This is a genomic window from Cellulomonas sp. ACRRI, from assembly GCF_022346185.1.
In the GTDB taxonomy this organism is placed as follows: Bacteria; Actinomycetota; Actinomycetes; order Actinomycetales; family Cellulomonadaceae; genus Cellulomonas.
The window spans coordinates 1-22,606 of the sequence record NZ_JAKRMS010000071.1 but is presented as its reverse complement, the minus strand read 5'-3'; the positions used below and the strand labels follow the sequence as shown (position 1 = coordinate 22,606).

Sequence of the window (22,606 nt, the reverse complement as noted above, 5' to 3'; positions counted from 1 at the left end):
CTCCGGGGCCGGGGACACGGGGACCCCGCCACTGTAGGCACCCCGGCCGACACCCGGCGAGGCCGTCCGCGCGCCCCGCCCGGCACCGGGCGGCGACCGCGCGCCGGGTCGGGGATGATCGACGCATGACTTCCGAGCCCACCCAGCAGGAGTTCAGCACCGCCGGCGCGTACGTCACGAGCGGCGAGGAGTTCGTCCGGGACCAGAGCTACATCACGACGCGGATCACCGCCGACGGCCGGGACGGCTACCCGGTCGAGCCCGGCCGGTACCGGCTGGTGGTGTCGCGGGCGTGCCCGTGGGCGAACCGGGCGATCATCGTGCGCCGGCTGCTCGGGCTGGAGGACGCCATCTCGATGGGCGTCTGCGGCCCGACGCACGACGCCCGCTCCTGGACGTTCGACCTCGACCCGGGCGGCGTCGACCCGGTCCTGGGCATCCCGCGCATCCAGGACGCCTACTTCCGGCGGTTCCCGGACTACCCGAAGGGCATCACGGTCCCGGCGATCGTCGACGTGCCGTCGGGGGCGGTCGTGACGAACGACTACGCGCAGCTGACCCTCGACCTGTCGACCGAGTGGACGGCGCACCACCGCGCGGGGGCGCCCGACCTGTACCCCGAGCACCTGCGGGACGAGATCGACCAGGTGGCCCGGAAGGTGTTCACCGACGTGAACAACGGCGTGTACCGGTGCGGGTTCGCCGGCTCGCAGGAGGCCTACGAGCGCGCGTACCACCGGCTGTTCTCCCGGCTGGACTGGCTGTCCGAGCGGCTGGCCGGGCAGCGGTACCTGGTCGGCGACACGATCACCGAGGCCGACGTCCGGCTGTTCACCACGCTGGTCCGGTTCGACGCCGTGTACCACGGGCACTTCAAGTGCAACCGGGACAAGCTGACCGAGATGCCGGTGCTCTGGGCCTACGCGCGGGACCTGTTCCAGACCCCGGGGTTCGGCGACACGATCGACTTCGACCACATCAAGCGGCACTACTACGTGGTGCACGAGGACATCAACCCGACGCAGATCGTCCCCGCCGGCCCGGACCTGCGCGGCTGGCTGACCGAGCACGGCCGCGAGGCGCTGGGCGGCCGCCCGTTCGGCGACGGCACCCCGCCCGCCCCGGTCCGCCCGGACGAGCGCGTCGACCCGTCCCACACCGCGGAGGCGATGGCGGGCTGACGCCGCCGCGGCGCGCCAGGTCGAGGGTCTCCCGCTCCGGACCCGCCGGAAGCCCTCGACCTCGACGCAGACGCTCGACCTCGGGCGAGCGCCCGGCCCGCGCTACGCCGCGACCGGGCGGACCCGGACCACGTTGCGCCAGGGGTCGTCGAACGTGACCGTCGCGCCGTCGTCGCGCACCGCCACGCCGTGGGACGTCAGGCGCTCGCGGAGGGCGCCGACGTCGTCCGGCCCGGGGACGACCAGCGTGACCTCCCCCAGGCCGAGGCTGCTGGCCCGGGGGCCGGCGCCGGCGGAGTTCCAGGTGTTCATCGCCATGTGGTGGTGGTAGCCGCCGGCCGACACGAACAGCGCGCCGTGCCACTCGGCCATCACGTCGAACCCGAGCGCGTCGACGTAGAACGCCCGCGCCCCGGCGACGTCGCCGACCTGCAGGTGCACGTGCCCGACGACCGGCTTCCCGGCCGGGGCGGCCAGCGCGGCGTCCGTGACGTGGCCCTGGATGAACGCGTTGGGGTCGAGCCGCAGCGAGTCCATCAGCACCCGCCCCTGCTCGTCGTAGCCCCACAGGTCCCGCGCGCGGTCCCAGTACAGCTCGACGCCGTTGCCCTCCGGGTCGGTGAGGTAGAACGCCTCGGACACGAGGTGGTCCGCGCTGCCGACGAAGGTGTGCGGCGCGCGGGCGGCCACCGACGCGAGCGTCGCGGCCAGCGCCTCCTGGGTGTCGAACAGGATCGCGGTGTGGAACAGGCCGGCCTGGCCGCGGCTGGTCGGCGGCAGGTCCGGGGTGTGCCGCAGGACCATCAGCGGCTGCGTCCCCCGGCCGAGCACCACGACGTCGGGCCGGCCGACGCCCTCGATGCGCTCGTCCGGGCGCTCGACGACCTGCAGGCCGAGCACGTCGCGGTAGTACCGCAGCTGCAGGTCGAGGTCGCCGACCAGCAGGGTGACGGGCCCCATCGCGGTGTCGGCGGCGAGGCGGTCGAGGGCGGGGCGCGGGTCGGCGGTGGTCATGCGGAGAACAATAGTTGAGGCTTCAACGGTTGTCGAGACACACGTCGCCGCCGGGGCGCGCGGGAGCCCGCCGCGACCCGCGCGTCGAGGACGGACGAGAGGGCGGAACCCCGCAGGCGTCAGCCCCGGCGCTGCAGGTCGTTCCGGCCGAAGTCGGTCAGGAACCGCGGCCCGCGCTCGCGCAGCTCCGCCTCGTACTGCCCCGCCCAGCCCCGGTACGGCACCCGCGCCAGGCCGTCGTTGGCGAACCGGGCGTCGTCGGTCACCTCGGACTCGCAGAACGCCGGGATCTGCAGGTCGGTGACCGGGCCGGACCGCTCGCACTCGGCGATCACGAGCGGGGCGTTGGGGCCGCCGAAGACGTCCACCACCCAGCCGTCCGCGCCCCACCAGACGGAGTACCGGTTCTTCACGATCCGGTGCCCGCCGCGGCGGATCATCTCGGTGCCGACGACCACGTCGATCTCGCGCTCCGCCTCGTACCGGGTGCCGACGTTCATCGGGCCCTTGAGCGTGACCGCGCAGAACTCGAACCGGTCGCCGACCTGGTCGAGCACGTCCAGGGGGTCCGCGTCGGGCCCGAGCGGCAGCCGCACCCCCGACGCCTGCACCCGCAGGCGCAGCGCGTAGCCGTCCTGGGCCAGGAAGTACGACTGCACGATGAGCACCGGGTCGGGCTCGGACAGCAGCTCCATGGGCGGCGTCCGCACGAAGAACCGGCGCTCGAACTCGAAGTCGCCGTACCCGGTGTCGCTCACCACGCCCTCCTCGCGCCGGTCGGGTGCGGCGGTGCTCCGCCGCTGGTCCGCTGCGGGTCACGGTACGCGACGGGCTCCCGGCTCAGGCGGCGGCGCGCAGGTCCATCCCGAGCGTCCGGCCCCAGGCGTGCGCCTCGACCTGCCGGAACCCGACCCGGTCGTAGAACGCGATCGCCCCCGCGTTCTGCTCGGCCACCCCGAGGTGCAGCCCCGGCACGCCGCGCTCGCGCAGCGCGCCGGCGAGCGTCTCGATGAGGGTCCGCCCCAGCCCGCGGCCCTGGGCGCGCGGCAGCAGGTCGATGTGCAGGTGCGCGGGGTACCGGTCGGTGACCGCCGGGTCGTACCGGGCGCCGTCGTGCACCGTGCCGAGCAGCTCGTGGTCCCGGTAGCCGGGGACCGCCGGGCGCCGCGGGTACCGCTCGCGCAGCGCCGGCCACCACGCCGCCTCCTGCCAGCGGGCGAACGCCTGGGAGTCGGCGGTGCCGACCACGTAGCCGGCCACGCCCTCGTCGTCGGTGACCACCCAGGTCAGCGTCGGGTCGGCGACCGGGTACGGCGCCGCGTACACGTGCCCGAGCAGGTCGGGGTCCCGGTACACCGGGGTCGCGTCGGTCCCCGCGTCGCCCGTCAGCAGGCACACGCGGTACATCCCCGGCAGGTCGCACGTCGCGAACGGTCTCACCCGCATGGCCAGGGACCCTACCGCCCGGCCCGGCGCAGGGGCGTCTCACCCGCGACGTCGGTCATTCCCGGGCGCCCGCGTGCCGACACTCTCGGCATGGGCAGCTCCGGCGTGCGGGCGCCCCGGCTGTACGCCACCCGGGGCCACCTGGCCTGCGCCCTGGGCCTGATGGCGGTGCTGGTGCTGGGCGGCGGGCTGTGGCCGCTGAGCCCGCAGTCGCCCGTGGGCCTGTGGTTCGCCGCGTCGGGGCTGCTCGCGGCGCTGGCGGTCGGCGTCCAGGTGCTCCCCGCCCGCCGCTGGACCATGCCCGGCGCGCTGGCGGTGGCGCTGGCGGGGGCGGGGGTGCTGCTCGCGTCCTGCCGGACCGCCGAGGGGCTGGTCGTGCTGTCCATCGGCGTGATGACCGCGGCGCAGTACGCGGCGTACGCGTTCCGCGCGCGGGTCGCCGCGCCGCTCGTGGCCGGGGCGATCGTGGCCGTGACCGCCGGCATGGTGCTGGCACCGGTGCCGTTCCACGCGCTGACCTGGCTGGTGGTCGTGATCATGACCGTCGCGAGCACGTCGCTGCTCGGGCACGTGACCCACTGGCTGCGCCGGCACGCGACCACCGACGACCTCACGGGCGCGCTGAACCGCGCCGCGGTGCTCGAGCGGCTGGAGGGCCGGGTCCGGGACGCCCGCCGGACCCGGGCGCCGCTGGCGGTGGTGTCCGCGGACGTCGACGACTTCAAGGCGGTGAACGACACCCGGGGGCACCTCGCCGGCGACGACGTGCTGGTGGCGCTCGTCGCGTCCTGGCGCGGGCCGGCCGCGGGCCGCGCCGTCGTCGGCCGGGTCGGCGGCGACGAGTTCGTGGTCGTGCTGCCGGGCCACGACGCCGCGGCGGCGCAGCGGTGGGTCGCCGCGGCCCGCACCCGCTGCCCGACCCCGTGGAGCGCGGGGATCGCGGCCGCGCGGCCCGGGGACACCGCGCGCGATCTGCTCGCCCGCGCGGACGTGGCGCTGTACGAGGCCAAGCGGGACCGGCGGCGACCCGGTCCGGGCCCGCGCGGGGACCGGCCGCCGGGCGCCCACCCCGACCCGCTCCCCCACCAGGGCCGCTGACCTTCCGCCGGCCCCGCACCCGGTCGCATACTGCACCGGGCGACCGTCCGAGGCACGGACCGAGCGGGGAGGCGCATGGGGGCGGGGACCGGCACGCCGGAGGTGACCGTGGTGGTGTGCACCCGCGACGGCGCGGGGCGGCTGCCGCCGACCCTGGACCACCTCCGGGCGGCCCTCGACGAGGCCTCGCGGGCCGGGCTGCCGGCGGAGCTCGTCGTCGTGGACAACGGCTCGACCGACGGCACGCCCGCCGTGCTCGCCGCCGCCGCCGGGCGCGACCCCCGGCTGCGCGTCGTGTCCGAGCCGCACCCCGGCATCGCCCGCGCGCGCAACGCGGGCGTCGCCGCGGCCGGGGCGCCGGTCCTGCTGTTCACCGACGACGACGTGCACGTGCCACCGCACTGGGTCCGGCGGATGGCCGAGCCGCTGCGCCGCGGCGAGGCGGACCTGGTGGCCGGGGCGGTCGCGCTGGCGCCCCACCTGCACCGCGACTGGCTCAGCCCCGCGCTCGCCGCGGCCTACTTCGCCGTCGTGCCCGAACCGCCCGCGGTCGGCCGCGAGTTCGCCGCCGCCAGCATCGGTGCCACCCGGGCGGTGCTGGACGCCGTGCCGTTCGACGAGTCGCTGGGCACCGCCCGCTACCCCGGGGCGGAGGACACCGTGTTCCGGCTGGACGTGCTCGCCGCGGGCTTCCGGCAGGCCGCGGTCGCCGGCGCCACCGTCGAGCACCACCCCGACCCCGGCCGGCTCGACCCGGCGCGGCTCGCGCGGCAGGCGACCGGACGCGGGCGCGGCGAGGCGTACCTCGCGCACCACCTGCTGGGGAAGCGGCCGCCCGCGGCGGAGTCGGCGGCCAAGCTGGCGGCGACCTGGGCGCTGCTGGCCGCGCGGGGACTGCGCGGGTCGCTCGGGGGCGTGGCCGGGCGTGGCCGCTCGCGCGACGCGTCGGGCCCGGCGCCGGGCGCACGTGCCGCGGTCGACGAGGAGGCGCTGCGCCTGCGCCGGCGCGCGGCGTTCCACCGCGAGCTGCTGGCCCTGCGCCGCGCTCCGGGCCGTCCCGGCGGTCGCTGACCGGCCCGGAGCCCGGATCCCGGATCCCGGATCCCGGATCCCGCCGGATCGTCGCGCGACCACCCGATCGATCGGCAGGCGGCGCGACGATCGGGCGGGGAGGCGGGCGCTCAGACCGCGAAGCGGGCGGCCACGTCCGGGGCCAGCGCGTGCGCGACCCGCGCCACCATCTCCTCGGACATCGCCGGCATCGCGTCCACCGGGAACCACCGGGCGTCGGTGTTCTCGCCGTCGCCGGGGCCGGGCTCGCCCGACACCCAGCGGAACCGGAACGTCAGGTCGAGGTACTGCGAGCGGTCGCCGTTCGCGTACTGCATCGGCGGCAGCGTGTGCACCCACGCGAGCCGCTCGGCCACCGCGACGACCTCGGTCTCCTCGAGCACCTCGCGGGCGCCCGCGACGGCCGGCTCCTCCCCCGGGTCGATGATCCCGGTGACCGGCGTCCAGGCCCCGTTGTCGGCACGCCGCACCAGCAGCACCTCGTCGCGGCCGTCGGCGCCGGGCCGCACCACGACGGCGCTCACCCCCGACAGCCAGAGCAGGTCGTGCCCGATGCGGGCGCGGAGGTCGAGGACGAAGTCGGGGGTCGGCACGCCCCCGATGCTAGGCCGTCGGACGCCGCCACCTGGGTGGACGTGCGGTCCCACCAGGCGGGCACGCCGAACCCGGTGCTAGCGTCCGGCGCCGATGGTCACCACCCTGCGCGCCGCGCTGTCCCTCGTCATGCTCGCCGGCTTCTACGTCGTCGCGGTCGGGCTCGCCGTCCTCCTCGGCTGGCTGAGCGTGCTGGCGTTCACCAGCGACCACGCCCGGGGCGCCGGCTACCTGGCGCTGTTCGCGATCGTCCTCGTCGTCGGGATCGTCTCCGCGCTGTGGAAGGTCGCGCGCGCGAAGGCCGCCCCGCCGCACGGCGTCGAGGTGCCGCCGCGGTCCGCGCCGGAGCTGTGGACCGTCGTCCGGGAGCTCGCGGCCGCCGCGCACACCCGCGCCCCCGACGAGATCCGCCTGGTCCCCGACGTCAACGCCGCCGTGTCCGAGGAGGCCCGGCTGCTGGGCCTGGTCGGCGGCCGGCGGCGGCTGTACCTGGGCGTCCCGCTCCTGCAGGCGCTGGACGTCGCGATGCTCCGCTCGGTGCTGTCCCACGAGCTCGGCCACTACTCGCGGAACCACACCCGGCTCGGCCCGCTGGCCTACCGCGGCCGCGCGATGGTCCTCGCGACCGTCCAGGCCACGTCGGGCTCGGTCGTCGGCTGGCTGCTCGCGGGGTACGCCCGGCTCTACCTGCTGGTGTCCGCGGCGGTCAGCCGCCGCCAGGAGCTGGAGGCGGACGAGATCAGCGTGGCCGTCGCGGGCCGGGAGGTCGCCCAGCAGTCCCTGCGCGAGGTCGAGGTCGTGTCGGCCGCGTGGCAGCACTACACCGGCGTGTACGTCGCGCCCGCGTTCGAGGTCGGCCTCGCCCCCACCGCCCCGGCGTTCTTCGGCGGCTTCGACGCCCTGCTGCGCGCCCGGGCGGACGAGCTCGCCGACCTGCGCCGGCAGGCCCCCGACGCCACGCAGTCCCGCTGGGACAGCCACCCGTCGCACGCCGCCCGGATCGCCGCGATGGACCGGGTGCCCGACGTGCACCGGGCGCGGGACACCCGGCGCGCGACCCTCCTGATCCCCGGCTTCCCGGACGCCGCCGCGATGGTGGCCGAGGGCTCGCTCCGGTTCGAGGACCGGTCCCGGCTCGACTGGCCGGCGCTCGGCGAGGTGGCCACGACGCGGAACCGGCAGCGCACCGCGGACGCCGTCTACCGCGCGGCGGCGCGGCTCGCGGGACTGCCGCGGGCGACGCTCGCGACCGTGCTCGGCCTGGTGGCGCAGGGCCGGGGGCCGGAGCTCGCGCTCGAGCTGGGCCTGGCGGCGGTCCCCGCGGAGGCGGGACCGGCTCGGCCGGGTGCGGCGCCGTCCGCGACCCCGCAGCCCGGGTCGCCGCTCCCCGACGAGCCCGCCCCGGTCGAGGACGCCGGCACCCTCGTCGACGCGCTCCAGGTCGTCGTGTGCTCCGCAGCCGTGCAGGCGGGCATCGGCCGCTGGGAGCAGCCCTGGGTCGGCGGGCCCCGCCTGGTCGACCTGGCCGGCGTGCCGATCGACCCGCGCCCGCTGGCCGTGCTCGCCGCCGACCCGCGCACCGTCGCGGACGCGCGGCACCACCTCGCGGCGCTCCGGGTCGACGTGGACCGCGCGGGCCAGGCCTCGGCACAGGCCGACGCCCTCGGGGCCTCGCTGCTGGGCGGCGTCGCGTCGGTGGGGGTCGACGGCGTCCGGCACGACGTGCTCGTGCTGGACGAGGGCCTGGTGCTGGTCCCGGCGCCGCGGCGCGGCTCGGGGCGCAAGCGGCTGCTCGCGCTCGTCGAGGGCGCCCCGGTCGGCGAGCTCGCCGCCCGGTTCCGCTACCTGCCGTTCGAGGAGGTCGCGACCACGAAGGTCCGGGGCAAGGTGCCGCTGCGCGCGACGCTGGTGCTCAAGCGCGGCGGCACGGTGCGGCTGAAGGGCCGGTACGGGGCGGAGAAGCTGGCGGACAACTCGGAGGCCGTGCTCGCGGCCGCGGTCCTGAGCCTGCGCCGCGCGGCCCCGGCCCCCGCCCGGGTCTGACCCCGGGCCCGGGCCCCGGGCCCGCCGCGGTCAGGCGCGCGGGACCTCGTCGCGCCAGGCGTGCTGCGGCTCGAACCCCAGCAGCGCCCGGGCGCCGTCGATCGCCAGCAGCGTCTCGTGCGTCCCGAGCTCCTTGCGCACGGGGACGCCCGGGAACTCCGCGGCGAGCAGGTCGGCCGACGGGGTGTCCATGATCGTGTCGGCCGCGGCGATGATGACGTTCTGCGAGCCGGCCGTCTCCACCTCGAGCGCCAGCCGGAACGCCGTCGCCGCGTCCCGCGCGTCGATGTAGCCCCACAGGTTCCACCGCCGCTTCGCGGGGTCGTCCTGGAACGACGGCACGGCGGCGTACGCCTCGCGCGGGAACACGTTCGACAGCCGGAGCCCGACGAACGGGATGCCGGACCACGCCGCGACCTGCGCGGCGAGGTCCTCGCTCAGCACCTTCGACAGCGCGTAGGTGGTCGTCGGGTGCGGGAAGTGGGCCTCGTCGACCGGGGCGTACCGCGGCGGCACGTCGAACGGCAGGCCGAGCGTCGTCTCGCTGGACGCCCACGCCACCTTGCGCAGCCCGAGGCGCTGCGCCGCGAGGAACACGTTCGCGTTGGCGGCCATGTTGCGGTTGAAGGTGTCGGGCGGCGACTCCATCCCCGGCTGCGGGATGTTGGCCAGGTGCACCACGGCGGAGCAGCCCGCGAGCGCCTCGACCGCCTGCCCGTAGTGGGTGAGCTCCGCGCGGAGCACGTCCACCCCCAGCCCGGCGCGCTCCCCGAAGGGGCCCTGGGCGTCGGACGCCTGCACCCGGTACCCGTGCGCGAGCAGGTCCTGCACCACCGCGCGGCCCACCTTGCCCAGCGCGCCGGTCACGGCGACGGTCTCGGTCATGCCGGAATCCTCGCCCGGCGGCGCCCGCCCGTCCACCGCGGGCACGCCCGCGACGGCGTCCCCGGGATCACCGGACCGGCAGGCCCGCCACCCCGGGCGCCGGGTCGGTCGCGAGCCGGGCGTGCGTCTCCACGTCGAACCACTCGGCGCCGTACCGGAGCTTCGCCCGTTCGACGCCCTCGGCCGGGTAGCCGGCCCGCGTCGCGACCCGGCACGACGCCGGGTTGTTCACCCGGTGCCCCAGCTCCAGCCGGAAGGTCCCGAGCTCGCGGACGGCCCACGAGGACGCGCCGACCAGCGCGGCGACCGCGAGCCCGCGACCCCGGTGCGTCGCCGCGAGCCAGTACGACACCCACGCCGTCGCGTGCACCTCGTCGACCGCGCCGATCCCGACGTTCCCCACGGCGAGCCCGTCCACCGCCACCGCGAGGGCGTACGACCGCGGCCCGTGCGGGGCCAGGTGCCGGCGGATGTGGGCGGCGGCCGCCGCGTCGGTCGACAGGTCGGCCCCGCCGGTCTGGCGGACCAGGTCCGCGTCGCCCGCCACGGCGGCGCGCAGCGCGGGCGCGTCGTCCACGGTCCACGGTCGCAGCACGGCCGGCGGGTCGGTCCCGGCACCGCCGCGGCCCGCGCGCCCGGGCGGGCCCCCGCCGTCCCCGCCCGGCCGCACCCCCGGCGTCACTCCCAGGGCCGGGCCGCGAGCGCCGCGAGGTCGACGGCCCGCCCGCCGGCCACGACCGCCGCGCGCGGCACCCGCCGCACCAGGGCGTCCATCGGGTTCTCCGCGTCCAGCAGCACCACGTCCGCTCGGGCCCCGGGCACCAGGTCGTGCACCTCGTCCGTGACGAACGCCGCCCCGTCGCGCGTGGCGAGCTCCACCACCCGGCGCAGGTCCTCGTCCCGGACCACGCCGCCCGCCCGCGCGTACTGCCACGCGATGCCGAGCAGGTCGCCGTCGCCGTACGGGCTCCACAGGTCGCGGATGCCGTCCGTGCCGAGGCCGAACCGGACCCCGGCGGCGTCCATCTCGGCGAGCGGGAGCTGCCGCATCCGCACCGGCGCCACCGTCGTCATCGTCACGCCGAGCGCGCCCATCCGGTCGAGCAGGTCGCGGCGCCGCGCCGGGTCGACGTCGACCACGGCGAACCCGTGCGCCACGTTGACCTTCCCGGGGGCGATGCCGTCGCGCTCGACCCGGTCCAGGATCAGGTTGATCTCGAACGCGCCGAGGTCGCCGGGCTCGTGCAGGTGGATGTCGAGCCCGCACCCGTGCTCCGCGGCGATCCGGAACAGCCCGTCGAGCTGGCCCACCGGGTCGCGGTCGATCAGCGCCGGGTCGAGGCCGCCGACGTGCTCCGCGCCGGCGCGGGCCGCCCGGTCCAGCAGCTCCAGCACGCCCGGGCGCCGCAGCACGCCGTCCTGCGGGAACGCCACGACGGTCAGCTCGATCGCCCCGTCCAGCGCCGCGGCCGCCTCGCGCACCGCCTCGATCCCGCGCAGGCCGAGCCCGAGGTCGACGTCCACGTGCGTGCGCACGCGGGTGGTGCCGGTCCGCAGGTACTCCCGGAGCACCCGCTCGGCGACGGGGGCGCTCGGGATGCCGAGCTCGTCGCGGCGGGCGCGCTCGTGGGCGATCCGCCCCTGGGTGCCGCCCTCGCCGCCGTAGGACTGCCAGGGCAGGCCCCACCAGCTCTTGTCCGCGTGCGCGTGGGTGTTGACCAGGCCGGGCAGCGCGAGCAGGCCGCGGCCCTCGACCACCTCGGCGCCGGGGGCGGGCGGGGTGGTGCCGGCCGGCCGCACCCAGGCGATCCGGTCCCCCGCGACCCCCACGTCGGCGGGGGCACCGCCCCACGGCCGCACGTCCCGGATCACCATCGTCGCGTCGTCGTCCACCACCCGGCCATCCTGCCAGGCCACGGCGCCGGGTCGCGGTCCGGGCCGGCCGGCGGCCCTGCGGTCGCGGACCCGGCCCGGCGGACCTACCGTGCCCGCATCGAGGCCGACCGGACCGCCCGCGGCCGGCGGTCGCAGCGCCGCCCCAGGACCGGGGCGGCACCGAGCCGAGGAGCATCCCCCCATGAGCACCTCCGACGACCCCCGCACCACCCCCGAGCGCCCGGGAGCGGGCGCGCACGTCGCGCCGAGCCCCGAGGGCGACCACGTCGCGACCGACCCCGCCGTCGCCGAGGCGCTCGCGCGCGACCGGCACGCCGTCGTCGCCCGCGAGAAGGACGAGTACGGCGGCATCAAGCCCGGCTCGGCGTTCTTCGGCTGGCTCACGGCGACCGGTACCGCCGTGCTGCTCACCGCGGTCGCCGCCGCCGCGGGTGCCGCGGTGGGCGTCGCGAACGACACCTCGGTCGGGGACGCCGCCGACCAGGCCGCCTCCGACCCCACGTCGATCGGGCTGGTCGGCGCGGTCGTCCTGGCGGTCGTCCTGTTCGTCGCGTACTACTGCGGCGGGTACGTCGCGGGGCGGATGGCCCGGTTCGACGGGGCGAAGCAGGGCCTGGCCGTCTGGCTGTGGGCCGTGCTGATCGCGGTCGTCGTCGCGGTCGCGGCGGTCGTCGCCGGGGACCAGTACGACGTGCTGGGCCGGCTGGACAGCTTCCCCCGGATCCCCGTCGCCGAGGGCGACCTCACCACCGGCGGCATCATCGCGCTGCTGGTGGTGGCCGTCGTGAGCCTGCTCGGCGCCGTCCTCGGCGGGCTCGCGGGCATGCGGTTCCACCGGAAGGTCGACCGGGCGGGCCTGGGCGGCTGACGGACGGCGGCCCGCCCCGGTGGTCGCCCTCCGGCCGCCGGACCAGGCCCTACGCTGCTGACCGTGCCCGACGACGCCACGCCCCCGCCCCCCGACGCCCTGCCCCTCGACGCCCTGCGCGCCCTCGTCGCGCCGGTCGGCGGCCTGGAGAGCGCCGAACGCCTCGACGGCGGCATGTTCGCGACCACCTACCGGGTCGCCCTGGCCGACGGACGGCGGGTCGTCGTGAAGACCGCGCCGGCGGACGCCCCCGGCCTGCTGACCCACGAGCGGGACCTGATCCGCACCGAGGCCGCGGTCTACGCGCTCGCCGGCGACCGGCCCGACCTCCTGATGCCCGCGCTCCTGCACACCGACTTCAGCCGCTCCGTCGTGGCCGGCGACGTCGTGGTCGCCGCGCACCTCGACGGCGTGCCGTGGGCGAAGGCGGGCTTCGGCTCCCCGGCCGAGGACGCCCGGGCCGCGCGCGCCCAGGCGGACCTCGGGGTGCTCCTGGGCCGGATCGGCACGGTCACCGGCGACGCGTTCGGCTACCCGCAGCAGCCCGCCCTGCAGGCGCCGACGTGGCGCGCGGCGTTCACCGCGATCGTCGAGGCCCTGCTCGCGGACGCGGGGCAGGGCGGCGTGCCGGGCATCCCGGCCGACCGGGTCCGCGCGGCCCTGGCGACGCACGCGGCGGCGCTCGACGAGGTGACGACCCCGCGGCTCGTGCACACGGACCTGTGGCCCGGGAACCTGTTCGTGGACCCCGCCACCGGCGCGCTCACCGGGGTGATCGACCCGGAGCGCGCGCTGTGGGGCGACCCGGTGCTGGACCTCGTCGGCGCCGACCCGATGTGGGACGGCATCCCGGCGTCCGTCGCCGGGGACCTCGACGTGACCTCGCCGGGGGCGGCCGCGCGGCTGCTGCTCGCGCGGATGTGGCTCGCGCTGGTGATGACGATCGAGGCGCCGCTGCGGGGCTACGCGGGCGAGTGGGTCGCCGGGTACGACGCGGCGAACCGCCGGTCGCTGGCGCGGGCGCTGGACGGCCTCGGGGTCTGACCGCGGGACGGCCGGGCCGTCCCGCGGTCGGTCCCCGGTCAGCCCTTCACGGCACCCGCCATCACGCCGGCGACCAGCTGCTTGCCCGCGACGACGAACACGACGAGCAGCGGCGCCGCGACCAGGAACACGCCGGACATGACCAGGCCGGTGTCCGAGGTGAACGCGCCCTTGAGCTGCGGCACCACGAGCGGCATGGTCAGCTGCGACCGCATCACCACCGACGGCCAGAAGAAGCTGTTCCACGACCCGACGAACGTGAACAGCGCGAGCGTCGCCGCGGCCGGGCGTGCGGCGGGCATCGCGATGGACCAGAACGTGCGGAACATCGACGCCCCGTCGACCCGGGCCGCCTCCACCAGCTCGAACGGCAGCGCCTCCTGCAGGTACTGCGTCATCCAGAAGACGCCGAACGCCGTCACCAGGGTGGGCACGGTGAGCGCCGCCAGGGAGTCGATCCAGCCGAAGTCGTTCATCATGATGAACATCGGGATCGTGCCGACCTGCGCGGGGATCGCCATGGTCGCGATGACCGTCACGTAGAGGGCCTGGCGGCCCCGGAACGTGAGCTTGGCGAAGCTGAACCCGGCGAGCGTCGAGAAGAACACCGTCGACGCGGTCACGGAGACGGCGACCAGGACCGAGTTGCCGAACGCCGCCCAGAAGTTGAACTGGGAGGCGGTCACGACCTCGCGGAAGTTCTCGAGGAGCACGAGCGTCGGGAACCAGGTGGGCAGGTTCCCCACCGCCCGGGCGATCTCCTGCGTGGTCGACGAGCCGTACATCGCCGAGGCGTAGAGCGGGAAGACGGACACCCCGACGACCACGACGAGCAGGCCGTAGGAGATCCACCCCGGCCGGCGGCCGGTGCTGTCGTGCTGCGGGACGGGCCGGCCGCGGCGGGCGCGCTTGTGCGCGTACCGGACGGCCCCCTTGCCGGCGGTGTTCTCGATGTACCCGGTGCTCACCGGTGCGCTCCTTCCTGGAGGTCCGCGTCGACGGCCGGCGCGTCGGCCGGTGCTGGGGGGAGGCCTGCGGCCACGGGGCCCGCCGACCCGGCGGCCACCGCCCGCGCCCGCGCCACGGCGGCGCGGTGCTGGGCCCGCGTCACCCGGGGGCCGCGGGACCGCGAGGACGAGATGGACCGGGTGAGCAGGAAGTTCACCAGCGAGAACACGACGATGATCACCGCGAAGATCCAGCCGACCGCCGCGGCCTGGCCGAGCCGGTCCTGCCAGTCCCCGAACCCGAGGTTGTAGAGGTACAGGACGACGGTGGTCCACTGGTTGTCGGCCCCGCCCTTGCCGCCGCCGGTCCCGCCGCCGTCGTAGAGCCGGACCTCGTCGAAGATCTGCAGCCCGCCGATGGTCATCGTCAGCGTGACGAAGATCATCGTGGGCCGGATGCTCGGCAGGGTGACGGAGAAGAACTGGCGGAGCCGACCCGCCCCGTCGACGGTGGACGCCTCGTAGAGCTCCCGGGGCACCGCCTGCATCGCGGCGAGGAAGATCAGCGCGTTGTAGCCGGTCCACCGGAACACCACCATCGAGCCGATGGCCATGTGGGACAGCAGCCGGTCCTGGAAGAACGGCGAGGCCGACCCGGTGAGCAGGCCCAGATCCTGGAGGTTCGGCACCAGCAGGCCGAACTGCCCGAAGACCTGCCCGAAGATCATCGCGGTCGCGACCGGCATGACGACGAACGGCACGAGCACGCTCATCCGCCAGAACGTCCGCACCCGCAGGTTCTGGTCCAGCACGGCCGCGATCAGCAGCGCGAGGACCAGCTGCGGGACCGCGCCCCACAGGAAGATCGAGAACGTGTTCTCCAGCGACCGCCAGAACAGCGGCTGCCGCAGGACCCAGGTGAAGTTGTCGAGGCCGACGAAGTCCCCCATGCCGGCGCGGCGGTGCCAGTCGTGCACGGCGACCACCACGTTGAACAGCAGCGGGAACGCGCCGAAGACCGCGAACAGCAGGAAGAACGGCGAGACGTACAGGTACGGCGACAGCTTGAGGTCCCACCGCGAGAGCCGCTGGCCCCACCCGACGCGACGCACGCCGGGCGGGACCGCCGATCCGGACGCCACCGCCTCAGTCCGCGGTCTCGAAGCCGAGGGCGTCGAACTCCGCGACCACCGACTCCCAGGCCTGTGCCGCGGTGGCGCTGTCCGACTCGACGAGCCGGATGCCGTCCGTGACCAGCGTCTGGATGCCGGCGAAGTTCTCGCCGCGGTAGCCGCCGGCCGCGGCGTCCCCGGCCGCGGCGGCGAGGTCGCCGTAGATCTGGCCGACGCGCTGGTCGCCGAAGAACGGGTTCTCGGCCTCGGCGATCTCGGGCGCCGACATGGCCTCCAGCTGGGACGGGAACTGGCCGGTCGTGTTGAACCAGTCGATCGCCGCGTCGGGCGAGGTCAGGTAGTCGGCGAGCTCGATCGCCCAGGCGGTGTTCGGACCGGTCGACGGCACCGCGAAGAACGAGCCGCCCCAGTTGCCGCCGCCCTCGGGGAACGTGCTGGCGATCCGCCAGCCGTCGACGCCGTCGGCGTTCTCCGCGATGATCCCGGTCATCCACGCCGGGGTGACGACGCTGGCCCACTGCTTGTTCTGGAACCCGGCGCCCCAGTCCGCGTGCCCGATGGCGATGCCCGCCGAGACGTCGTCCTCGGCGGCGTCCGCGAACATCATGAACAGGTCCTTCACCTCGGTGTTGTCCGCGAGGTCGTACGGCAGGCCCGACTCGGGGTCCTCGAACGCCGCCGGCAGCAGGTTGATCGCCGCCTGGAACGCGTTGGTCAGCGAGTCGACGAAGTAGTTGTCGCTCACCGCGACGTACTCCCGGCCCGCGTCGAGGAACGACTGCCAGGTCGCGTCGTCCCCGCCGATGAGCTCGCCGAACGACTCCGGGTCGGTGGCCAGCCCGCTGCCCGCCAGCATGTCCTGGTTGAACGCGATGGCCAGCGGGCCGATGTCCGTGCCGTAGCCGGTGACCACGCCGTCGACGGAGCCCTGCGCGACCTTCCAGTCGACCCAGCGGTCCGGGATCTCCGGCAGCTCGGCCCAGTCCTCGGGCACGGCCATCATCTCGGTCCACCAGTCGAGCTCGACCAGGTGGACGTCGGACAGCCCGGCGCCGTCCGACGACAGGCCGTTGCGCAGCACCGTCTGCGCCGACGCGCCGTCGGGGAACCGGTTGACGACGACCTCGATGCCGGTCTCCTCCTCGAAGGAGTCGAGCAGCTCCTGCGGGAAGTCCATCCACGCGGCGACGGTGAGCTTGTCGGGCTTGTTGTCCTCCCCGGCCTCCTCGGACGCCCCGCCACCACCGCCGCCGCACGCGGCGAGGGCGAGGGCGGAGACGGCGGCGAAGGCGACAGCGCCGGCGGACTTCGCGGTGATCCTCATGGTGAGGTCCTCTCGGTTTCTCCCGCGTCAGCGGGGGGTGGGGGCGGGGCTGATCGAGGCGACGGCCCAGGCCGGCAGCTCGAGGTCGATCGTCAGGACGCCGTCGTCGGCGACGGCGAGGGCGCGGCGGTCCAGGGCGTCGGCGACGGCGGCGAGCTCGGCGACGTCGCGGCGGCTGAGGTTGAGCGGCTCGCCGCGGCGGTGCCACTCCTCGGCGACGTTGCCGTGCTCCCAGTCGAGGATCTCGACGCGGTACCCGGCGCCGGGGCGCAGGCCGGAGACGGTGTGCGTGATCCGGCGGGCGGGCCCCTCGTCGCGGTGGCGGCGGGCGGCGGCGTAGCTGGTCGCGCTGCCGACCGACCGGTCGCCCATCGAGTCGGGGTAGTTGAAGAACACCCCGGCGACGCCGCCGTCCTCGGTGGCGGTCAGGACGCCGTGCTCGTGCTGCGCGAGGATGCTCCTCCCGAGCCGGTTGAGCATCGCCATCGCGTGGAAGGTCGGCTTGTGCAGGCCCTGCTCGTTGACGAAGCCGAAGCCGCCGTGGAACGGCCCGATGCCGCCGCCGCCCTCCTCGAAGACGTCGGTGAACGTCCAGTACGCGATGGAGTCCGCGAGGTCCTGGCACTGCAGGAACGCCCGGGTGATGTACGTCGCGGCGAACAGCGTGTCGTGCATGTGGTCCCGGCTGGACGGCGACGTCGACCACTCGGTGACGTGCACCTCGGCGTCCGGGAACGGACTGGCGGCCAGCAGCTCGCGCAGGTGCAGCAGGTCGTCCCGGGTGGCGTCGCGGTTCCGGCTGATGGACCGGCCCACGCCCTGGGTGTCGAACGCGAAGTCCGTCGGGTACAGGTGGGTGGACAGGAAGTCGAGCGGCAGGTCGCGCTCGGCGCAGAACGCGATGAGCTCGTTGATCCACACCGGCTTCCAGGGCAGCGCGTCCGGGTCGTCGGCCTCGGCGGTCGCGGCCTCGACCGACTTGTCGTGGTACTCGCCGTCGTAGCGGGCGTCCGCGACGAACACCGACGACGACGGCCCGCCGACGCGCAGCGCGGGGTCGATCGCCTTGAGGGCGCGGGCCGTGGCCTCGTACAGCGCGAAGTACTCGGACCGGGTGCCGGTCCAGAAGTGCGGGACCAGGTTGGGCTCGTTCCAGACCTCGAACGGCCACTGCCGGACCTCGTCCAGGCCGTAGCGGTCGATCCAGTGCCGGACGGTCGTCGTGACCAGCTCGACCCAGGCGCCCATGTCCGTCGGCGGGCTGCCGTGCGCCTTCCACCAGAACAGCGTCTCGGTGTCCCGCGCCAGCTCGCGGGGCATGAACCCGAGCTCCACGAACGGGCGGGCGCCCGCGTCGATGATCGCGTCGAACACCTTGTCGACGTACGCGTAGGTGTACACCGGCGTGGCCAGCCGCGTCGGCGGGCCGAACCCGCCGCCGTTCGAGGCGCGGTACACGAACATGTCGTCGTGGAACACCCCGTGGAACCGCACGTGGCGGGCGCCCAGGACGCGGACCGCCTCGCGGAACTGGTCCTGCCAGTCGACGCGGAGCGCCTCGTTGGCGCGGCCCGCCCCCAGGCACTCGCTCCAGACGTGCCGCAGCGGCAGGTCGGACGGCGGGCGGTGGTCGATCAGCAGGGTCGACGGCGGTGCCTCGACAGACACGCGGACCTCCTTCGGTCGGCGCGGGCGGCTCCGGTGCCACCCGCTGGCGTCGAAACGGTTTCGCAACCTGTATCGTGAGCCGACCGTAGGAGATGGACGGCCGTGCGCGCAACACCCCGGGGCGATTCCGCTGCCGGCCGTGACGGGACCGTTGTAGGATCGCGAAACGGTTTCGGGTCGAGGGAGAGCCATGACGAGTGCGGCCGGGCGGCGCGCCACCCTGTCCGACGTCGCGACGGCGGCGGGCGTGTCCAAGGCGACGGTGTCGAAGGCGCTCAACGGGCGCGACGACGTCTCGGACCAGACCCGCGAGCGCGTCCTCGCCGCGGTCGCGGCGATCGGCTACCGCCCCGCGCCCGGACCGGCCCACCCGCACGACCGCCGGGCGCTCGCCGTCGTGTTCGACCTGCCGGCCTCGCCGTACATCCTCGGCGTGTTCCAGGGCTCGCTCGCGGCCGCGACCGACGAGCGCGTGGACCTGCTGACGCGGCTGGCCCCCGACCGGGACGCCCGCACGCAGCCGGCGGCCGCCCGCGACTGGGTGGCCGACCTGCTCGCGGTCGGCGTCGTCGGCGTCGTCGGGCTCACGCTCTCCCGGCCGGGCGCCCTCATCCGCGCCGCGGCGGACGCCGCCCTGCCGTTCGTGATGGTCGACCCGGTCGGGACCCGGGACCGCGACCTCGTCAGCGTCGGGTCGGGCAACTGGGACGGCGCCCGCGCGGCGACCGAGCACCTCATCGGCCTCGGCCACCGCCGCATCGGGTGGATCGGCGGCCCCGAGGACTCCGACGCGGCCCGCGAGCGCCTCTCCGGCCACCGGGCCGCGCTCGACGCGGCCGGGCTCGCGCCGGACCCGGCCCTCGTCCGGTCGGACCAGTTCACCGTGGAGAACGGGACCCGGTACGCCCACGAGCTGCTCACGTCCGCGGACCCGCCGACGGCGATCATGGCCGCGGACGACGAGATCGCCGTCGGCGTGCTGGGCGCCGCGCACGCGCTGGGCGTGCCCGTGCCGGAGCGGCTCAGCGTCTCCGGGTTCGACGACACCCCGCAGGCGGCGTGGACGACACCGCCGCTCACGACCGTGCACCAGCACCTCGGCGACATGGGCCGGATGGCCGTGCAGACGGTGCTCGCGATGGCCGAGGGGCGGCACCCCGCGTCCCCGCGGGTCGAGCTGGCCACCTCGCTGACCGTCCGCGCCAGCACGGGCCCGGCGCCCGCCTGACCGGGGGCCGCCGGGCCGGGGCCGCCGCGCGGCCTCAGCGCGCGGGCGGCGCGGTGGACTCCCGCACGACCAGCGCCGTCGACAGCTGCACGTGGTGCGAGTCGACCCGCTCCCCCCGGGCCAGCTGCAGCAGGGTGCGCAGCGCGACGCGCCCCATCTCCACGACCGGCTGCCGCACCGTGGTCAGCGGCGGCGCCGCGGAGGCCGCCGACGAGCTGTCGTCGAACCCGACGACGGACAGGTCCTGCGGCACCCGCAGGCCGTGCCGCTGCGCGGACGCCAGGACGCCGAGCGCGATCGAGTCCGACGCGGCGAACACCGCGGTCGGGGGCTCGGGCAGCTCGAGGAGCTCGTCGCCGATCGCGAGGCCGGCCTCGAAGGTGTGCGCCCGGGACCGCACCAGGGCGTCGTCCACCTGCCCGTCGCCCGCGCGCACCATGCTCAGGTACCCCTGCAGCCGCTCGGCCGAGGGCAGGAACTCCGGTGCCCCGCCCGCGAACGCGATCCGGCGGTGGCCGAGCTCCAGCAGGTGCCGGGTGGCCTGGACGCCGCCGGAGAAGTTGGTCGACCCCACCGAGACCGTCGAGTCGTCCATCGGGTTCACGGGGTCGATGTGCACGGTGGGAACGCCGAGCGAACGCAGCAGGTCCCGCTGCGCGACGGTGGGCTGGGTCGTGACGAGGACGACCCCCGCGCGGTCGCCGGCGGCCTGGCGCCGGATCCACGCGGTCGACAGCGGCGCCGCGGGGCCCTCGGCGGGGCCGGCGTCGAGCACGTCGACGACGACCTCGATCCCCTGCTCCCGGGCCGAGGCGACCACGCCCTCGAGCACCCGCAGGGCGTAGACGTCGGCGAGCGTGCGGAACACCACGGCCACGCCGAGCGGGGCGACGCCCGCGCGCGGACCGGTCGTGGGCGCGTAGCCGAGCGACTCGATCGCCTCCTCGACGCGGCGCCGGGTGGCGCGCGAGATCCCGGGCCGCCCGTTCAGCACCTTCGACGCGGTGGCGGTGGACACGCCCGCGGCGCCGGCCACCTGCTCGAGGGTGGGTCTGCGGGGCCCCGTGGTCGTCATGCTCCCCACGGTAGCGAAACTCTTTCCGCCGCGGAAGCGGCAAGTGCCCCTTTCGTCCGGGCAGCGGCAGGCTCTAGGGTCGGCAGACCGACGCACCGGAGCGGAAAGTCTTTCGCGCGGTGCGCCCCTGCCCGCCCCGACCGAAGGACACCCCCGTTGACCACGCTCCACGTCGCCGTGACCGGCTCCGACCGTGCGGACGGGAGCCCCGGCTCCCCGTTCCGCACCGTCCAGCGCGCCGCGCGCTCCGCGCTCCCCGGCGACACCGTGCGCGTGCACGCGGGCACCTACCGCGAGTGGGTGCGCCCGCCGCGCGGCGGCGTCGCGGACGACCGCCGGGTCACGTTCGAGGCGGCCCCGGGCGAGCACGTGGTGATCACGGGCGCCGAGGTGGTCACCGGCTGGGTGCGCGAGCAGGGCGACGTGTGGCGGGCGGAGATCCCGCACACCCTGTTCGGGGAGTTCAACCCGTTCGACGAGCCGGTCGCCGGGGACTGGCTGCACACCCACCCCGGCGAGCCGCTCGCACACCGCGGCGCCGTCTACCTGGCCGGGCGGTCGCTGCGCGAGGTGCACGACCGCGGCGCCGTCGACCACCCCGAGCGCCGCACGCACGTCCGGTACCAGTGGACGGCGCTCGACACCCCGCTGGTCGACCCCGACCGCACCGTCCTGGTCTGGTACGCCGAGGTCGGCGAGGACGCCACGACCGTCTGGGCGAACTTCGGCGGCGCCGACCCGACGACCGAGGTGGTCGAGGTCAACGTCCGCCCGTCCGTGTTCACCCCGGAGCGCGCCCACGTCGACTACGTCACCGTGCGCGGGTTCGAGCTCGCGCAGGCCGCGACCCCGTGGGCCCCGCCCACCGCGGACCAGCTCGGGCTCGTCGGGCCGCGCTGGGCGAAGGGCTGGATCATCGAGGACAACCTGATCCGCGACTCGACGTGCGCCGGCGTCTCCCTCGGCAAGGACGCGGCCAGCGGCGACAACGAGTCGTCCGTCCTCGGCGACAAGCCGGGCTACCAGTACCAGCTCGAGGCGGTCTTCACCGCCCGGCACCAGGGCTGGGAGCGCGAGCGCGTCGGCTCGCACGTGGTGCGCCGCAACGAGATCCGCGACTGCGGGCAGAACGGCGTCGTCGGCCACCTCGGGTGCGCGTTCTCCACGATCGAGGACAACCACATCCACCACATCGGGACCGAGCACGCGTTCTCCGGGTACGAGATCGCCGGCATCAAGCTGCACGCCCCGATCGACGTGACGATCGCGCACAACCGCGTCCACGACACGACGCTCGGGATCTGGCTCGACTGGCAGGCCCAGGGCGCGCGCGTGACCCGGAACCTGCTCTACCGGAACATCCGGGACCTGTTCGTCGAGGTCGCGCACGGGCCCGCGGTCGTCGACCACAACGTGCTGGCCTCGCCCATCGCGATCGAGCTGCTCAGCCAGGGCACCGCGTTCCTGCACAACCTGGTGCTGGGCGTGCTGCGCGTGCAGCCGGTGCTGGACCGGGCGACGCCGTACCACGTGCCGCACTCCACGCAGGTCGCCGGGTACGCGTTCGTCTACGGCGGGGACGACCGGTACGCCGGCAACCTGTTCGTCGGCGCGCGCCACGGCGTGTACGCCGCGGACGCCCCGATGCTGCTGCCGGACTTCCCCCCGGAGTCGAACGGCACGCACGCCTACGACGGGGCGCCGGGGTCCTGGGCGGAGTACACCGAGCGCATCGGCGTCGGCACCGGCGCGGGCGACCACTCGCGGTTCCACCGGGAGCGGCAGCCGGCGTACGTCTGGTTGAACGCGTACGCCGACGGCGCCCGCCCGGCCGCCCACGAGACCGGCGCCCGCGTCGTCGACGGCCCCGCCGCCGTGCGCGTGGCCGACGAGGGCGCCGAGGTGCACCTGGAGCTCGACCTGCCCGCCGCGCTCACCGCACCCCTCGTCGACGTCGTGCACCCGGACCTCGGGCACGTGCGGATCGTCGGCGCGGCCTACGAGAACCCCGACGGCACCCCCGTCGTCGCGGACCTCGACCTGGTCGGGCACCGCAAGGAGCCCGGCACCCCCCACCCGCCGGGCCCCTTG

The 22,606-nt window shown here is 75.7% G+C and carries 20 protein-coding genes; 8 read left to right on the top strand and 12 right to left on the bottom strand.

The genetic code is table 11. From position 1 onward, the window contains the following. Window positions 1–125: 125 nt before the first annotated feature. A complete protein-coding gene (locus MHY85_RS13230) occupies window positions 126–1,181 on the top strand; it encodes a glutathione S-transferase family protein (RefSeq protein WP_239197008.1) in 1,056 nt (351 codons plus the stop codon). Between the two features lie 102 nt (window positions 1,182–1,283). On the opposite strand, the gene MHY85_RS13225 is transcribed toward MHY85_RS13230, so the two are convergent. The 3 genes from MHY85_RS13225 to MHY85_RS13215 all read right to left on the bottom strand — a co-directional run bounded on the left by MHY85_RS13225 (window position 1,284) and on the right by MHY85_RS13215 (window position 3,641). Further along, window positions 1,284–2,195, bottom strand: a complete 912-nt coding sequence (locus tag MHY85_RS13225; RefSeq protein ID WP_239197006.1) for a VOC family protein — start codon at window positions 2,193–2,195, stop codon at window positions 1,284–1,286. Window positions 2,196–2,314: 119 nt separating this feature from the next. Next, entirely contained in the window at window positions 2,315–2,953 is a 639-nt protein-coding gene (locus MHY85_RS13220) for a hypothetical protein (protein WP_239197004.1), read from the bottom strand. An 82-nt stretch (window positions 2,954–3,035) separates the two neighbouring features. Further along, window positions 3,036–3,641 (bottom strand): GNAT family N-acetyltransferase, encoded by a 606-nt coding sequence (locus MHY85_RS13215; protein WP_308191384.1) that lies wholly within the window; start codon window positions 3,639–3,641, stop codon window positions 3,036–3,038. A gap of 90 nt (window positions 3,642–3,731) precedes the next feature. Here MHY85_RS13215 and MHY85_RS13210 point away from each other — a divergent pair, with 90 nt between their 5' ends. Both MHY85_RS13210 and MHY85_RS13205 read left to right on the top strand, forming a co-directional pair. Continuing rightward, window positions 3,732–4,739 (top strand): GGDEF domain-containing protein, encoded by a 1,008-nt coding sequence (locus tag MHY85_RS13210; protein WP_239197002.1) that lies wholly within the window; start codon window positions 3,732–3,734, stop codon window positions 4,737–4,739. A gap of 75 nt (window positions 4,740–4,814) precedes the next feature. Then, window positions 4,815–5,810: a glycosyltransferase family 2 protein gene (locus MHY85_RS13205; protein ID WP_239197000.1), complete on the top strand. Its 996-nt coding sequence runs from the start codon at window positions 4,815–4,817 to the stop codon at window positions 5,808–5,810. Window positions 5,811–5,920: 110 nt separating this feature from the next. Here MHY85_RS13205 and MHY85_RS13200 read toward each other — a convergent pair whose 3' ends face one another. After that, window positions 5,921–6,403, bottom strand: a complete 483-nt coding sequence (locus tag MHY85_RS13200) for an NUDIX domain-containing protein (RefSeq protein ID WP_239196998.1) — start codon at window positions 6,401–6,403, stop codon at window positions 5,921–5,923. A gap of 94 nt (window positions 6,404–6,497) precedes the next feature. Between MHY85_RS13200 and MHY85_RS13195 the strand changes: the two genes are divergently transcribed. Continuing rightward, window positions 6,498–8,447 (top strand): M48 family metallopeptidase, encoded by a 1,950-nt coding sequence (locus MHY85_RS13195; RefSeq protein WP_239196996.1) that lies wholly within the window; start codon window positions 6,498–6,500, stop codon window positions 8,445–8,447. Between the two features lie 30 nt (window positions 8,448–8,477). Here MHY85_RS13195 and MHY85_RS13190 read toward each other — a convergent pair whose 3' ends face one another. The 3 genes from MHY85_RS13190 to MHY85_RS13180 all read right to left on the bottom strand — a co-directional run bounded on the left by MHY85_RS13190 (window position 8,478) and on the right by MHY85_RS13180 (window position 11,207). Then, window positions 8,478–9,332: an NAD(P)-dependent oxidoreductase gene (locus MHY85_RS13190; protein WP_239196994.1), complete on the bottom strand. Its 855-nt coding sequence runs from the start codon at window positions 9,330–9,332 to the stop codon at window positions 8,478–8,480. Window positions 9,333–9,399: 67 nt separating this feature from the next. Beyond that, a complete protein-coding gene (locus MHY85_RS13185; protein WP_239196992.1) occupies window positions 9,400–9,927 on the bottom strand; it encodes a GNAT family N-acetyltransferase in 528 nt (175 codons plus the stop codon). 83 nt (window positions 9,928–10,010) lie between these two features. After that, window positions 10,011–11,207, bottom strand: coding sequence for an amidohydrolase family protein (locus MHY85_RS13180; RefSeq protein WP_255733248.1), 1,197 nt, complete (start codon window positions 11,205–11,207; stop codon window positions 10,011–10,013). Between the two features lie 202 nt (window positions 11,208–11,409). Between MHY85_RS13180 and MHY85_RS13175 the strand changes: the two genes are divergently transcribed. Then, window positions 11,410–12,096, top strand: coding sequence for a hypothetical protein (locus tag MHY85_RS13175; protein WP_239196988.1), 687 nt, complete (start codon window positions 11,410–11,412; stop codon window positions 12,094–12,096). A gap of 63 nt (window positions 12,097–12,159) precedes the next feature. Next, window positions 12,160–13,140 carry a phosphotransferase family protein gene (locus MHY85_RS13170; protein ID WP_239196986.1) on the top strand — a complete coding sequence of 327 codons (981 nt, stop codon included), beginning with the start codon at window positions 12,160–12,162 and terminating at the stop codon, window positions 13,138–13,140. Window positions 13,141–13,178: 38 nt separating this feature from the next. Here MHY85_RS13170 and MHY85_RS13165 read toward each other — a convergent pair whose 3' ends face one another. From MHY85_RS13165 to MHY85_RS13150, 4 genes are read right to left on the bottom strand one after another with little or no spacing between them, the layout of a single operon-like run. Next, complete coding sequence (locus tag MHY85_RS13165; RefSeq protein ID WP_239196984.1) at window positions 13,179–14,108, bottom strand: carbohydrate ABC transporter permease; 930 nt, start codon at window positions 14,106–14,108, stop codon at window positions 13,179–13,181. Continuing rightward, window positions 14,105–15,199: a carbohydrate ABC transporter permease gene (locus MHY85_RS13160; RefSeq protein WP_239196982.1), complete on the bottom strand. Its 1,095-nt coding sequence runs from the start codon at window positions 15,197–15,199 to the stop codon at window positions 14,105–14,107. Before MHY85_RS13160 ends, MHY85_RS13165 begins: the two co-directional genes overlap by 4 nt. A gap of 34 nt (window positions 15,200–15,233) precedes the next feature. Further along, on the bottom strand, window positions 15,234–16,544 hold the full coding sequence (locus tag MHY85_RS13155) for a PotD/PotF family extracellular solute-binding protein (RefSeq protein ID WP_239196980.1): 1,311 nt from the start codon (window positions 16,542–16,544) through the stop codon (window positions 15,234–15,236). 27 nt (window positions 16,545–16,571) lie between these two features. Next, window positions 16,572–18,212 carry a beta-xylosidase gene (locus tag MHY85_RS13150; RefSeq protein ID WP_239196978.1) on the bottom strand — a complete coding sequence of 547 codons (1,641 nt, stop codon included), beginning with the start codon at window positions 18,210–18,212 and terminating at the stop codon, window positions 16,572–16,574. Between the two features lie 190 nt (window positions 18,213–18,402). Here MHY85_RS13150 and MHY85_RS13145 point away from each other — a divergent pair, with 190 nt between their 5' ends. Beyond that, window positions 18,403–19,440, top strand: a complete 1,038-nt coding sequence (locus tag MHY85_RS13145) for a LacI family DNA-binding transcriptional regulator (RefSeq protein ID WP_239196976.1) — start codon at window positions 18,403–18,405, stop codon at window positions 19,438–19,440. Between the two features lie 34 nt (window positions 19,441–19,474). Here the strand turns inward: MHY85_RS13145 and MHY85_RS13140 are convergent, their stop codons facing one another. After that, window positions 19,475–20,515, bottom strand: coding sequence for a LacI family DNA-binding transcriptional regulator (locus MHY85_RS13140; protein ID WP_239196974.1), 1,041 nt, complete (start codon window positions 20,513–20,515; stop codon window positions 19,475–19,477). 156 nt (window positions 20,516–20,671) lie between these two features. Here MHY85_RS13140 and MHY85_RS13135 point away from each other — a divergent pair. Beyond that, window positions 20,672–22,606: right-handed parallel beta-helix repeat-containing protein (locus tag MHY85_RS13135; protein ID WP_239196972.1), on the top strand; the 1,935-nt coding region annotated here is incomplete at its 3' end.